We start from the raw sequence: 13,668 nt of genomic DNA, 5'->3' as shown, positions 1-13,668 counted from the left end.
GGAGCCCGGATGAGTACAGAACGTTCACAGAAAGCCGAAGAAATTATGCACCATACCCGGGAACTGCTTACCTCCGGTGGATATAACAGCTTCAGCTATGCTGATTTAGCTGAACGGGTTCAGATTCGCAAGTCCAGTATTCATCACCATTTCCCCGGTAAAGCGGGTTTGGTTCAGGCGGTTGTCAGTGACTATCGTCAGCAGGCACAGGCAGGAATGGCAGCTACCAGTCAGCATTTCGTCGGAGATGCGCTGGGCGAAATAAACAGCTATGTAAACTTCTGGGCAACCTGCATAAAAGAGAACAACTCCCCTTTCTGTATTTGTGTGACGCTGGCTGTTGAATTACCGGTTTTACCCAAAGAAGTGGCTCAGGAAGTCAGTGGTCATTTTGCCGATCTCACGGACTGGCTCACTGGCGTAATGAGCAGAGGCGAGAAGAGCGGCGTATTTACTCTGCGGGAAAATGCAGCCACTGAAGCTAAATCGCTCATGGCGACGGTACATGGTGCCATTATCTCTGCGCGTGCTTTTAATAACGCTGACGTATTTCTGGAAATTGTGAAACCGGCCATCGGAAGATTGGTGAAATCACACTGAGTCAACGCAGATAAGGTGTTGCCTGGCGGATTTAAAGGCCGTCTGACCGGTTTTATTCCGTCAGCAGCCAGGCTCACTGGCTTATTAAAACGCGAAACCGCAGGGCAGTTACGGCGACCGGGTTTCGCAACAATTAAAATGAGCGGTTACATGCCCCATATGAAGCAGGGCATCATCAGCCGGTGTGTTTATCACTGCCGAGCCTACCTTCTGATAGGTCGGATGATTTTACGGTGCGGACCTGAGTTCGCCTCACGAAAGTTAACGATTGAAGAAATACCCTGATGAAGGCTATTTCACTGCACCCTGACTCAGACGGAGAGGTTACAGATGACGACTATTCGAGCACTGTCTTCCATGCCAGATTTTGCAGCATTGAATACCGTAAGAATGAATGATCGGTTTCCCGATCCAATTGCCTCAGGTTTTCAGTCTCAGCTGCAAGAGCAGGTCCGGCTTTCCCGCTCTGAAGCCTCAAAAGAGCCCGTCATGCAAAAACAGTCTGCCACTGAGCCCCCGCGCCGGGCAGATATTGACTCGATGCTTGCACAACTGCTCGCCAGCAGAAAAATGCTATTACAGCCGGCCCGGACAGCCCCTGTTTCTGCAAAACCTATCAGGGAAAATCTAACCGCATGCAACCTGACTGATAATGCTTTCAGTGAAGCGTCTGACGCTAATAGCAGTGAGTCGGTTAAGCAGGCCGATTCAGGGGTATATGAGAAAATAAACAGAAAACATCCTGAATTAAGATGTGATTCCTGTTGTTATTCGCTTGTTTCAGATTTTTTCTTTGCCTGCCCGCAACCTTACCCGCCCGTAACCCTGACACCTTCAATCATTTATATCTGGATCGCACCTGAATTTGTCCGGGCGCCGGTGCCTTTTTACCGCGGCAATCCATTGCGTATACGCCGGCTTCGTCATTTAAACCAGACGGGATATCGCCAGGCGGGCCGTGGCTGAAACTGAGCACAGTAATTAAATATGATAACAGATTTTCATCGATGGCTTTAACGGGCACGCCATTCTGTTAATTAAAGGTCTGTTTCTGTAAATACACTATCAGAAATAGATAGCCTGGGGAATTTAGTGCCTGCTTATTTTATTACCTGACGAAATGAATACTGGATTAAATCAGGTGAATCCTCTCACCTGCATTATCTGTAATAAGTAAAATCAATCTGGAGAGTCATCATGCGAACCAACACATTACTATCTGCCAAAGCTCAGAATCAATGGCTTCATTCTTACTACTATATTCGTGCGGCGGGATCGCTTGTCTGGATTACCCTTGCGGTACTGATAGGAAAAAATAATCCCGCGACTGGTGCTGTTCTGCTTGTTCTCTATCCGGCATGGGATGCTATCGCGAATTATCTGGATGCCAGTCGATCCGGCGGATTGTCAGTTAACCCCCCCCAGAAATTTAACTTTATCGTCAGCCTGCTTGTCGCCGCTGCTATTATCTGGGCGCTCTCTATCAGTATGAATGCCACCATTAAAGTTTTTGGGCTGTGGGCCATATTTTCAGGTGTACTGCAGCTCTCGGCGTCCGTTCGTCGCTGGAAACAGGCTAATGGACAGTGGGCAATGATATTAAGCGGCGCGCAATCTGCATTAGCGGGTGTGTTTATGTTTAAACAGGCGAGCAGTAATATGGCTCTGGATGTGACCACGGTTGTGCCTTACGCGGCTTTTGGCGTCTTCTATTTCCTGATTTCGGCCATCACCCTGACCATAAAAAAGAGTCGTCGAAACAGGGCTCACTGCTGAACCCTAAAACTGGCGGTTTAACGGCCACTCATAATCTGGCGGCTAATAGCATTTCGCCGTCAGTCTGACCCACAATTAAATCAGGTTAATGTCAGAGGTGAAGCAATGTGTTCTCATGATCATCAGGCAGAGCTCTTCTCGTATCGGCTGACGATCGATAATCTCGATGCTGCGCTTATCCATATCCTTGCTGAGCGTTTCCGCTGCACGCATAAAGTGGGTGAGCTCAAAGCCGCACATCATCTGCCAGGAACTGACACAGGCAGAGAAACCCTGCAGTTCACCCGATTCAGAGAAATCGGGCAGAGTGCAGGTCTTGACGCGAATTTTGTGGAAGGATTTATGCGCACAATTATTGATGAAGTGGTCCGCAGGCACGGGGAAGTGAAAGCATCTCACACGGAGAGACCGGCCTGAGAAGCGGCGACCTGAGCGACATGACGTTCAGATCAGCATCCTGTCTGCAAGGTCCAGCAAGGCGCGCAGGCGGTCCATATGACGCAGATCCTGATGGTATCCGACCCAGATATCCCGTGAAGGTGGAAAATCGGACGTTGCTATGCGCTGCAGGCCAGGTGTGGTATCACCCAGCGGTTGAGGCAGTACGGCGACGCCCATTCCCCGCAGGCACATCTGTGCCTGCACAGCCCGGCTTGTGCTTTTAAAGGCAGGTCGTGACTGCGGAAACTTCTCCAGCAGCCAGGCGACGTCAGGAAAATGTGACTGTCCGGTATTCATCAGGATCAAACCCACCGATGAGGGCTCTGTCAGCAGCGCCTGTGCCGTTTCTGGCGTCCCGTAAAGCGCGTAGGGCACACTCATCAGGCGGCGCTGGACGATATCCGGATCGGTAAAGGGAACGATACGAAACGCGACGTCCGCATCACGGCGCGACAGATCAAGCAGGCGGAAACTGGCAATCACCTCCGGCACAATTGCCGGATGACGGCGCGTCAGTTCACTCAGCACGGGTGCCAGTACAGTGTTAGTAAACCATTCTGCGGCGGAGATGCGCAGTATTCCTTCAAGACGGTCGTGATTACCCGCCAGACGTCGCTCCAGTGCCAGCGCGGAATTTTCCATCGCCTCTGCCAGTTTCATGACGCCATCACCGGCATCGGTCAGCACCAGACCTTCTTTTGTGCGACGGAACAGCGCCTGCTGCGCCTCATCCTCCAGTGCTTTAATGCGGCGTCCGACCGTCGGATGACTTACGCCCAGACTCAATGCCGCCTTGCCGAACGAGCCGTTACGGATGACGGCAAGAAAGACCTGAACATCTCCCCACTCCATACGCTGAACCCACCGTTCAAAAATGAACGGCCAATATACAAAAGTGTCAGTTCTCAAACAACTTTGCAGGTATCACCATAGGTTCTTTCACTCCGTCGCCTCAGGCGGCTCTTACAGGAAGCGAAAGTATGAACAGACTCAAAGGCAAAGTTGCCCTCGTTACCGGTGGTTCAAAAGGTATAGGCGCCGGGATCGCCCGCCAGCTGGCTGCTGACGGTGCAGACGTTGTCATCAATTACCTCTCAGACAGAAACGGGGCAGAAAAGGTAGTTGCGGCGATTGAAGCTGCTGGCGGAAAGGCAACGGCCGTCGCGGCGGATGTCACCCGCCAGCCAGAGGTTGAGTTACTCATTAACACCACACTCGAATTTTTCGGACGGCTGGACATTGTGGTGAACAACGCCGGTGTTTATCAGTTTGCCAGCATTGAGGAAAGCACCGAGGCGCTTTACCGCAGGCAGTTCGACATCAATGTGCTGGGCCCCTTACTGGTCAGCGCCGCAGCCGTGCCGCACCTGGGTAAAGGCAGCAGCATCATCAACATCAGTTCGTTCGTCACCCGCGTTTTTCTTGCGGAGAGCGCCATTTATAGCGGGGCCAAAGGCGCGATCGACGCCATCACCGGTGTGCTTTCCAGAGAGCTGGGCCCCCGGCAAATCCGCGTCAATGCAGTCAATCCTGGCCTGATCGAAACCGAAGGAAGCCATAGCGCTGGTGCGATGAACTCAGACTTCCAGAGATGGAATGAGGAGCAGACGCCGCTCGGCCGCATCGGACAGGTGAAGGACGTTGCGCCGATCGTCTCCTTTCTCGCCTCAGACGAGGCGGCATGGATCAGCGGTGAGGTGATCCTCGCCTCCGGTGGCATGCGCTGACCGGGACGGCGTTACGTTTCAGCGGGGTGACCTGCCCTGCGAACTCAACATTCCCGATTACCACGTGTCCTTACCTGGGAAACTGTTCCATAAGGAGTGATCTATGTCGGCACACAGCATCCCGCACGCTGAGCCGCGCCGCTGGGCGATGTTTATTATCTTACTGGTCGGGGCATTCTTGCCGCCGCTCGATTTCTTTATTGTTAACGTGGCACTGCCTGCTATTCAGAATGAGCTGAGCACCACTTCCTCGGCGGAACAGCTGGTTATTTCATCCTATGCTGCTGTTTATGCCGTGACCCTGATCACCGGTGGCCGGCTGGGTGATATCTACGGTCGCGGAAAGATGTTCTTTATCGGGCTGATTGGGTTTGCTGCGGCATCGTTGCTGTGCGGTTTTGCCGGATCATCCTGGGTACTGATAGCCGGACGGATATTACAGGGCGCCACGGCTGCCATTATGGCCCCTCAGGCGCTGGCTTCTGTACAGGTCATTTTTCCCGAAGCGGAGAGACCCTTAGCACTGAGTATCTATGGCGCGGTGTTTGGTCTGGCCTCTGTGATCGGACAGGTCCTGGGTGGGATCCTGATTTCAGCCGACCTGTTCCATCTGGGATGGCGGGCGATTTTTTTGGTTAACCTGCCAGTGGCACTCCTGGTCGTTCTTTTTGGTCTGCCGCTGCTGAAAGAAACGCGGGCGCGGGTGGCGCAGCGGCTTGATCCTGTAGGTACACTGCTGGCCACATTAACGCTAAGCGCGCTGATCGTACCGCTGATTGAAGGGCGTGAAGCGGAATGGCCCTGGTGGACGTGGATGTTATTGCTTACCTTCCCGCTGCTGGCCGTGCTGTTATGGCGCTATGAGCAACGGCTCAGCCAGAAGGGCGGATCGCCCCTGCTGGATCCGGACGTATTACGCGCCCCAGGGCTGGGGCAGGGACTCGTAATTGTTTTACTGTTTTATTCCATTGGCACCTTCTTCCTTCTGTTTTCGGTTTATCTGCAGGGCGCACTGCATTTAAATGCGCTGAGCGCAGGCACGATTTTTCTGCCGTTTGGCGTGGGTTTTCTGATCGGTCCGTTACTGACGCCCTGGCTGAGGCGATTTACCGGTCATTACCTGAGCGCAATCGGGATGGGATGTGAAACCGCCGGGCTGGCGGGCATGGCAGGATTGATTGCCATGACGCTGACGGGCAAACCGCCCGCCATGCTGCCGCTCGCCGCGTTGCTTTTTGTGACCGGTATGGGGCAGGGACTGGCGATGCCAACTTTGGTGCGGATGGTTACGGGCCAGGTCGCGCCATCGTTCTCAGGCATGATTGCGGGAATAACCAGCGCCACCTTACAGATCAGCACGGCGCTTAGCGTCGCCGTGATTGGCGGCATTTTTTACAGCATGCTGGGCAGCAGTCACAGCGGCGCAGCCATTACCCATGCCTTTATTGTTGCGCTTCTCACAATGGCCGCCTGCTTGGCTATCGGGGCTGCGCTGAGTACACGACTTATCCGGCACGGCCCGGAGAGTTTCGCGAGCCAGGCCCGCGAATCCCAACGATAACATGACAGCCTCAGCTGGCTGCGAGGCAGCAGCCAGTTGATAAGCCCGCTGTCTTCGCTTACATGGTGCACCGCCTGTGCATTGGAATCTGATTGCTTCGTCATCATTTCACACGCAATATCAGGATGCTGGCTATGCAGTATGTAAAATCAGCCCGCTTTTACCAGCCGCATATGCTGATGGTTCGTCAGCAGATGACTGCGGCCGCAGCAGGATTTGAAAGTCTGTCGACGTTTAATCGGGAGTTTAAATGTCGGTCTGGCCGGTCTCCGGCAGAGAAGATAAAACACATGTAGCGTCATTTTTCTGTTGCGCCCGTACAGCAAACGCCGGTATTTGTATCATCGCCTTAGTAAGACGGGCATTGAATTTCTGGCTATTTCAGGGATAGCAAATCTGATAGCCGCTTTGTGCCAGATGTGAGCGTAAGGATTGCAGTCATCTTTTTTATTTATTGTTAAAAGACAGGGCCTGGTAAGAGGGTTAAAAGGTTGAGGCGCGATAGTGGTGTTTATGTAGTTAAAGAAAAAGTAAATTAACGGATTTTCTAAGAGATGGCATTATCCGGCCCGGCTTCCCGTGCGTAATGGATAATGACGTTTAACGACTATTTATTTTTCCCTGTCAAGGGGGCGCCGTCAGGCTTCATCTATTTTCCACGTGAGGTCGATGAGGAGGAACGTAAAGAGTCAAATGCCGGGTAGTCTTGCGAGCTCTGCTAAAGGGCTATCAGTAGATTATCTCACTGGCAATCAGTGTTATGCTAACGATGCAGTTAAATGGGGTAAATCGCTGATGCCAGTCCGGTAATCATACCCCCGGTAGTCAGGTGACGATAGCCAGGGATAAAATAATCAAGAACCTTTTTCTGAGTCAGGCAGAGTAGTCAGAAACAAGCGCTGGCGGAGTCCACTTTTCGCTTCTGACAGACCTCATCTGTATCGCAGGATTTATAACTATTATCCTCTTTTAGCCACAATCCGCATTTCCACCAGTGCATTCTCCGGGATAAATTCCGACACGCCTATGGCAGACCATGCCGGATAAGGCGCTTTTATATATTTATCTTTAACATGAGAAAACAGTGCGCTATGTTTTTTCAGGTCAATATGAAACGTTGTCATCTCCAGAATATGTTCATAGCCTAAACCGGCGGCTTTTAAATAAACGCCAAGCTTATAAAAGGCATCGTGAAACTGTTCTTCTGGATCCTTACTAATGGGTTTATCCTTTCGCGCTGCAGTTACACCTGACAGATACACCGTACCCTCTGCATCGATGACCGGAGAGAAGTGCCAGTCATCGAAATAATGCTTAAAGTCTTCAGGAACGATCGATTTTTTCATGCTTGCCTCAGGTTGATGATGTCATCCTATGCCGATGCTATTCAACGCTTTCATAACGTGCAAAGCGCCGCTGGCTTACTATTCATTTCTCTGACCCGGTTAACTTAATCTAAATGTATCGCCAGCATTTATCTTTTTGCGCCTGAATCAACGTCGTCATTCTGCCCGGTATGCAATGGGGACACCGCTTAGCGTCGCCGGGATGGGCGGCAATTTTTACAGCATGCCGGGCAACAGTCACAGCGGCGTAGCCATGATCCATAGCTTTATCGTTGCGCGTCACATAATGTCTGCCTGGCTGTCGGGACAGCGCTGAGTACCCGGCTTATCCGGCACGGCTCGGATTGCTCCGCGCGTCCGCCCCCGCGGATCTCAACGCTGACACAACAGGCTCAGCTGGCTGCGAGGCAGCGACCAGCAAGCCGCTAAACTCTCTGTTTTCGCTTACGTGGTGCACCGTCTATGCATCGGAATCTGATCGCGTCTTCAGTCCGGAAAGTCAGATCAGTGGCCGTCTGTTTCAGCCGTCAGCGGTTGAACGCGTAAGATCCTTCCACCAGACAATTTCCTGATTAAGGGCCGCCAGTTTTTGACCGGCTAACCCCTGGGCATCACTGCCTTACAACAGATGCGCCGGTGGCGTCGGGTTCCTCTCAACGCCAGTATGGTCTGCGCAGGCTTGCCGGAATTTCCGGATTGTTTTCCGCTTTTCGCCTCCCGTGCCTGACGAATATGCCCGAATAGCGTGTCAGGCATCATTCGGGCGCTTCATACCATCGAACGTCCCACGCGGTCCGTAAGGAATGAGCCGGGTGTCACGGTGGTGACGTGCATGCCGATGGCGCAATATCTTTACCCTGCGTTTCTGAAATACGCTCCAGTGCAAACCTGCCGCCGCAGGAGTCGCTCAGGGGATAGTGCAACAGGGAGTCGTGCTGGCATAAAGCCAAAAATAGTCACAGCCATAAATTCCGGGTACTAATCAGCACGCAGTGAAATGACTATTCCGGGTGCTGACCAGAGACGTCGTGTTCAGCGAAATAAACCAGTTAACCGCCATGTGTTGAAAGTCCGCTCCTGGCACAAAGCGGACGTTCCGGATGCAATGTCCGCTAAGAGCGAAGAGCCGACATATTATCTGAAGACAAACTGAATACGGCCTTAACGAGGATAATCTGATCCCCTCACCATCAATTTTTTGTTATTTTTTCCAGAACTATTTTTCAACCTATTGATCAGCCAAAAATAAGTAGGTAGCATCCGCTCTTTCGGATAAAGAAAATGTCAGTCACCGATTCACTTCTCGCTTTCTCCTTTGCAGCACTGTTGCTTACCCTTACTCCTGGTCTTGATACAGCACTGATCCTTCGAACTGCCTGTGCCGAAGGTGGGAAGAAAGCTTTTCAGGCCGCCATTGGAATCGATACCGGCTGTTTCATCTGGGGGGCGCTTGTCGCACTCGGGCTTGGGGCTCTGCTAGCGGTTTCAGAGCTTGCTTACACAATTCTGAAAATCTGCGGAGCGGGCTACCTGTGCTGGCTGGGCTTACAGTTGCTCAGGCGTCCCCGATCGTCATTCAGTGAAAATGATGGCAATACATCTTCTCAGGGAAACTGGTTTGTAAAAGGGATGCTTGGAAATGTACTCAATCCAAAAATTGGCATTTTTTATGTGTCGTTTTTACCTCAGTTCATACCTGCCGGGCACTCACCCTTAATCTGGACATTTATACTTGTCAGCATCCATGTCCTGATTGGCACGCTGTGGTCAGTCACTCTTATCATGTCTACACACTTTGCGTCCGGCATACTGAAAAAAAGCCGCGTCATCAGAGCAATGGATCGTGCAACCGGGGGACTCTTTTTATGCTTTGCAGCCAGGCTGGCTTTTAGCACTCGATAAGCGCTCTGTTCAGCCTACTGATTAAAACTAAAGTTGTCGTAAAGTCTGGGTTGCATCGACAATTGACATGCTCCCAGTTGATCCACACAAACTATCAGAAGTTACTTCCGCTTTTGGCACGAAGCGGACACATGTGCATGGCAAGGTCCGCTATGAGCGAAAAGCGGACGTTGACCATTTTGCTCTCCGTCATCCCCTTCAGCTCCTGGTGTTCAGATCTTCGCGAGTTGGACCCTGAAAATAGATGCTACTTATATGGCAACTTCGAGGCTGTATCAGCACAAAACGAATTGTTTCCCAGACCGCTCGTCCATTCATGAGACGTTCACCCATTCTGGATTGACTATCGACAGAAGTGTCTATCCCTGTAATTTCGAAATCCGGAGGGTACAACCCGGTAACACGTATATTTTCTTCAGATAACTGTTGTGCCAGCTTGGTTGTAAATCCGCTAAGCCCATGTTTACTGGCGAAAAAGGCTGGGTGCGCAATAGAATCCGTAAAATTCGGGACTCCACATGTAGATATAATTGAGACAATATCAGCATTTTCTGAACGTCTTAACCCAGGCAGCAGAGCCTGAGTAAGTAGAATCGAACCTGTGAGGCCTGAACTGACGGTATTGATAATTTCTGTGTCAGGCTGATCATCTAATCTCCCTGACAACCACTGAGCAGCATTCAGAATTAAAATGTCTATAGGCTTTTCTGAAGTTAACAGCTGTGAAGAAAACTGAGAAAGGGATTCAGGTCGGGTTAAATCACAGATATACCCTTTTGCCACGCCACCTTCAGCAGCGATGATGCTCCAGGTATCGTGAATATCCTCTGCCCGCCGCGCACAAAAATCCACCTCGATACCTTCTCGCGCCAGCCACACGCACAGCGCCTGACCAAATCCACTGCCGCCACCGGTGATCACAGCTCTTTTACCTCTCAGCATATTTGTGCATCCTTGATTAATAAATATCGATGGATGGAGATATACATAAGGAAGCGAAGTGACATCTTTCCATTAGTGCTATTTTTATCTGAGGAATAAATCAGCAGCATTGCAAACTGTTTAAGTGCGTATAAGGGGATTAGCAGTGTCCGCTGCTGGCACAAAGCAGACGTTCCGGCGGCAACTGATCTAACAGCGCGGGGAAGCGTTTCTTCCCCGCGTTTGACAGCAATAACATCCGCCGCACCGCAGGGTGATTACTGTTGCTTGCCGTTACCCAGCACTTTGTTAATTGCTTCGGTGCCACATTGATCGTCGGACTCTGCGCCACCGGTGCCTGCCATGCCGATAGCCCCGATCCACTGGCCGCGATATTGCACCGGTACGCCGCCGCCCAGCAGTAATAGCTCATTAACCGTGTTCAGGTTGGCGCTTTCCGGTGATGATTGCGCCTTGATGGTCAGTTGTCTGGTTGGGGTTTTGGTGGAGAGCGCTGTGAACGCTTTACGCCAGGCCGCCTGGGTATTGTGAGGTCCCACGTTGTCATCCCGCATCAGCGTCACCAGATTTCCGCCCCGATCCACCACCGCCACCACGCCCTGACGATGCATGCTATGGCAGGCAGACAGGGCCTCGGTTGCCAGCTGATTGCTCAGCGCCTGGGTCATGTCATAAACGGAGGCGGGCTCAGCAGCGAGCGCCACGGCAGGTCCGGTTGTCAGCATCACTGCCAGCAGTAAACGTTTCATTTATTTCAGCTCCCGCGATAGGTGGAATAACCGTACTGGCTGAGCAGTAACGGAATGTGATAGGTGGTCGTGGTATTGGTGATATGGAACTCCACCGGGATTTCCGGGAAGAAGCTCTGCTGTTGATGTGCCGCGAAATAGTGACCGGTTTTAAAAATCACCCGATAGTCACCCGCTGCAAACGGCTTTGCTGGCCAAAGGGCATCAATACGACCCTGCTGGTTGGTGTTGGCGGTGTTCAGCACTTTCCAGCTTTCTCCCTGTTTCTGTTCCAGCATCACCTCAACCTCTGCGGCCGGAAGCCCGGTTTGCTGGTTCAGCACATGAACGCTCAGCGGATTTTTACTGGCAGCGAAGCTGACTGCGGGAACGGCAAGCAGCGTGGCGAGCGCCAGCGCAGTGAGACTCTTTTTCATTTTTTTAATACTCCGGTGTTAATCGTCCTGCTGTTATACCGGTACGGTGGTTCCTTCTGCCTGTCAGAAAGATGACCATATTGTCATCTGGCGCTGAAACGTTGGGGCGGTGATAAATTTCATGGCAAACTGCGCCGATGAAACTATTACTGATTGAAGATAACCAGAAGGCCAGCGCCTGGGTGCGTAAGGGGCTGGAGGAAGCGGGCTACATCGTGGATCACGCCGCAGACGGGCGGGATGGCCTGCACCTTGGGCTGTCGCATCCCTATAGCCTGGTAATACTGGATATTATGCTGCCAGGAATGGATGGGTGGCAGGTACTTAAAACCCTGCGTACCGCCAGTCATATTCCGGTGATTTGCCTGACCGCCAGAGACTCGGTAGATGACCGGGTGAAAGGGCTGGAGCTGGGGGCAAATGATTACCTGGTCAAGCCGTTTTCCTTTGCTGAACTGCTGGCCCGGGTAAGGAATCAGCTCCGGCAGCAGCAACCGCACAGTAGCCTGCTGCGGGTCGGCGATCTGGTGATGGATTCCGCGCGCTTTCAGGTGATGCGTGACGGCGTCACACTGACGCTGACGCGCAAAGAGTTCATGCTGTTATGGCTGCTCGCCAGCCGACACGGTGAGATTTTGCCGCGCACCCTGCTGGCCAGCGAGATCTGGGGCGTCAATTTCGACAGTGAAACCAATATTGTCGATGTCGCTATCCGCCGCCTGCGCCGTAAAGTCGACGATCCTTTTCCTCAAAAGCTGATTACGACGGTAAGAGGCATGGGATATTGCCTGTCAGAAAAGGCGGTCGATGGTGTATAGCCCTTCTCTGACGCTGCGGCTGACGGTGATTTTTACGCTGATTATGGCGATGGCCTGCGGCGGCATCAGCCTGATCCTGTATAACGCCTTACGCAGCGAACTGGTCTGGCGTGACGATCAAACGCTGATTAACCGGGCGGCGCAGTTAAGGCAGCTGCTTGAAGATGGCGCGCATCCCAGTTCGCTGCCGCTCTATTTCAATCGGATGGTCGATATCCATCAGGATATCCTTAGCATCCGCTCGCAGCATGAGCAAAACGTCAGCATTAATCATACCGGGATTATCTTGCCCGACCTCTCGCCCACGCCGGTCAACAGTCCACCCAGTGAGAAACAACTGCACCGCTGGATCAACGCGGACAATACCGAAGCGGCGGCGTTAAGCCTGCGGGCAAATTCATCGCTCGGGCCGGTCACCATTACGCTCGCCCGGGTCGCACGCGAGCGAGCGCTGATGCTGGAGCGTTATCGCCAGCAAAGCATTCTGGTTTCACTGGCGGCCATTTTGCTGTGCGCCGCCGTCAGTCCGCTGCTTATTCGCCGGGGACTACGGGCGATCGGCCGGTTAAGTAAGATGGTGGCAGAAACGGCCAGTGACCGGTTAAATCAGCCGGTGCCGCTTCAGGCTATTCCGCAGGAGCTGCTGCCGATTGGCAACGCGCTTAATGCTATGCGCCAGCGCTTATCGACAGACTTTATCCGCCTGACGCAGTTTGCTGACGATCTGGCTCACGAAATCCGCACGCCGATTAATGTGTTGCTGGGCCAGAATCAGGTTGCGCTGGGGCATCAACGCTCAGCCGCTGAGTACCAGACGCTGCTCGAAGGCAACATTGAAGAGCTGGAGAGCCTGTCGCGGCTGACTGAAAACATTCTTTTCCTGGCGCGCGCCACCCACCACAATATCAGACTCAATAAACAGAAATTCCCGCTGCATGATGCGCTGGAAGCGCTGATCGACTTTCTTGAGCCGGTTGCGGAAGAGCAGGAGAAGGTGATTGAACTCAACGCCGAAGGCAGCCTCACCGCGGATAAAATGCTGTTCCAGCGAGCGATGAGTAACCTGCTGATCAACGCTATTCGCTACTCGCCACAACAGGACACGATTCGGGTCAATAGCTTTCATCAGGCTGGCTACGTTGAGATTGAGGTGTCGAACGCCGGGGAACAGCTGGCGGAGCCAGAAAAATTATTCGAACGATTCTGGCGCGGCGATAACGTCCGTCACACCGCCGGAAGCGGGCTGGGATTGTCACTGGTGCGCGCCATCGCCGCCTTACACGGAGGCAGTGCTTACTACCGGCACGACAAAGGGCGCAATATCTTTGGCCTGCGCCTGCTTTCCTGACAGAGACAGGATGCGCACGCTTTGCCTCCGGAAAGGGGATGA

At 52.6% G+C, this 13,668-nt stretch carries 15 protein-coding genes and 1 pseudogene; 11 read left to right on the top strand and 5 right to left on the bottom strand.

Features of this window, described 5'->3' with window-relative positions:
- Nucleotides 1-9: 9 nt before the first annotated feature.
- The 4 genes from AC6I8I_RS22565 to AC6I8I_RS22550 all read left to right on the top strand — a co-directional run bounded on the left by AC6I8I_RS22565 (nucleotide 10) and on the right by AC6I8I_RS22550 (nucleotide 2,793).
- Nucleotides 10-600, top strand: a complete 591-nt coding sequence (locus AC6I8I_RS22565) for a TetR/AcrR family transcriptional regulator (RefSeq protein ID WP_061704200.1) — start codon at nucleotides 10-12, stop codon at nucleotides 598-600.
- Between the two features lie 330 nt (nucleotides 601-930).
- A complete protein-coding gene (locus AC6I8I_RS22560; RefSeq protein ID WP_312057413.1) occupies nucleotides 931-1,566 on the top strand; it encodes a hypothetical protein in 636 nt (211 codons plus the stop codon).
- 231 nt (nucleotides 1,567-1,797) lie between these two features.
- Nucleotides 1,798-2,376, top strand: coding sequence for a DUF308 domain-containing protein (locus AC6I8I_RS22555; RefSeq protein ID WP_061704201.1), 579 nt, complete (start codon nucleotides 1,798-1,800; stop codon nucleotides 2,374-2,376).
- Between the two features lie 105 nt (nucleotides 2,377-2,481).
- Complete coding sequence (locus AC6I8I_RS22550; protein ID WP_073999548.1) at nucleotides 2,482-2,793, top strand: chorismate mutase; 312 nt, start codon at nucleotides 2,482-2,484, stop codon at nucleotides 2,791-2,793.
- A gap of 27 nt (nucleotides 2,794-2,820) precedes the next feature.
- Here AC6I8I_RS22550 and AC6I8I_RS22545 read toward each other — a convergent pair whose 3' ends face one another.
- The gene (locus tag AC6I8I_RS22545; protein ID WP_061704203.1) at nucleotides 2,821-3,669 is read right to left on the bottom strand and encodes a LysR family transcriptional regulator; all 849 of its coding nucleotides are present in this window, start codon (nucleotides 3,667-3,669) and stop codon (nucleotides 2,821-2,823) included.
- A 128-nt stretch (nucleotides 3,670-3,797) separates the two neighbouring features.
- Here AC6I8I_RS22545 and AC6I8I_RS22540 point away from each other — a divergent pair, with 128 nt between their 5' ends.
- From AC6I8I_RS22540 to AC6I8I_RS22530, 3 genes and pseudogenes are all read left to right on the top strand, one after another.
- Nucleotides 3,798-4,544: an SDR family NAD(P)-dependent oxidoreductase gene (locus AC6I8I_RS22540; protein WP_061704204.1), complete on the top strand. Its 747-nt coding sequence runs from the start codon at nucleotides 3,798-3,800 to the stop codon at nucleotides 4,542-4,544.
- 103 nt (nucleotides 4,545-4,647) lie between these two features.
- Entirely contained in the window at nucleotides 4,648-6,105 is a 1,458-nt protein-coding gene (locus tag AC6I8I_RS22535) for an MFS transporter (RefSeq protein WP_083069410.1), read from the top strand.
- 104 nt (nucleotides 6,106-6,209) lie between these two features.
- Nucleotides 6,210-6,401 (top strand): annotated as a pseudogene (locus tag AC6I8I_RS22530) (helix-turn-helix transcriptional regulator); the annotation flags it as partial.
- A 663-nt stretch (nucleotides 6,402-7,064) separates the two neighbouring features.
- On the opposite strand, the gene AC6I8I_RS22525 reads toward AC6I8I_RS22530, so the two are convergent.
- Nucleotides 7,065-7,451, bottom strand: coding sequence for a Rid family hydrolase (locus AC6I8I_RS22525; protein ID WP_083069412.1), 387 nt, complete (start codon nucleotides 7,449-7,451; stop codon nucleotides 7,065-7,067).
- Nucleotides 7,452-7,626: 175 nt separating this feature from the next.
- Here AC6I8I_RS22525 and AC6I8I_RS22520 point away from each other — a divergent pair, with 175 nt between their 5' ends.
- Nucleotides 7,627-7,767 (top strand): hypothetical protein, encoded by a 141-nt coding sequence (locus tag AC6I8I_RS22520; RefSeq protein ID WP_156475007.1) that lies wholly within the window; start codon nucleotides 7,627-7,629, stop codon nucleotides 7,765-7,767.
- 965 nt (nucleotides 7,768-8,732) lie between these two features.
- The gene (locus AC6I8I_RS22515) at nucleotides 8,733-9,353 is read left to right on the top strand and encodes a LysE family translocator (RefSeq protein ID WP_312757607.1); all 621 of its coding nucleotides are present in this window, start codon (nucleotides 8,733-8,735) and stop codon (nucleotides 9,351-9,353) included.
- Nucleotides 9,354-9,551: 198 nt separating this feature from the next.
- Here the strand turns inward: AC6I8I_RS22515 and AC6I8I_RS22510 are convergent, their stop codons facing one another.
- The 3 genes from AC6I8I_RS22510 to uraH form a co-directional block, all read right to left on the bottom strand.
- A complete protein-coding gene (locus AC6I8I_RS22510) occupies nucleotides 9,552-10,295 on the bottom strand; it encodes an SDR family oxidoreductase (RefSeq protein WP_312055611.1) in 744 nt (247 codons plus the stop codon).
- Between the two features lie 257 nt (nucleotides 10,296-10,552).
- Entirely contained in the window at nucleotides 10,553-11,044 is a 492-nt protein-coding gene (locus tag AC6I8I_RS22505; protein ID WP_312055612.1) for a GlcG/HbpS family heme-binding protein, read from the bottom strand.
- A 5-nt stretch (nucleotides 11,045-11,049) separates the two neighbouring features.
- On the bottom strand, nucleotides 11,050-11,460 hold the full coding sequence (gene uraH / locus AC6I8I_RS22500; protein ID WP_312055613.1) for a hydroxyisourate hydrolase: 411 nt from the start codon (nucleotides 11,458-11,460) through the stop codon (nucleotides 11,050-11,052).
- A 137-nt stretch (nucleotides 11,461-11,597) separates the two neighbouring features.
- On the opposite strand from uraH, the gene hprR reads away from it, so the two are divergent.
- Both hprR and AC6I8I_RS22490 read left to right on the top strand, forming a co-directional pair.
- On the top strand, nucleotides 11,598-12,278 hold the full coding sequence (gene hprR / locus AC6I8I_RS22495; protein WP_312055614.1) for a response regulator transcription factor HprR: 681 nt from the start codon (nucleotides 11,598-11,600) through the stop codon (nucleotides 12,276-12,278).
- Nucleotides 12,271-13,626, top strand: coding sequence for a heavy metal sensor histidine kinase (locus AC6I8I_RS22490; RefSeq protein WP_497828909.1), 1,356 nt, complete (start codon nucleotides 12,271-12,273; stop codon nucleotides 13,624-13,626). Before hprR ends, AC6I8I_RS22490 begins: the two co-directional genes overlap by 8 nt.
- The last annotated feature ends 42 nt before the right edge of the window (nucleotides 13,627-13,668 follow it).

It is taken from the genome of Pantoea sp. X-Soil-YNGN-775 (assembly GCF_059730575.1).
This window is presented reverse-complemented; position numbering and strand designations above follow the sequence as displayed.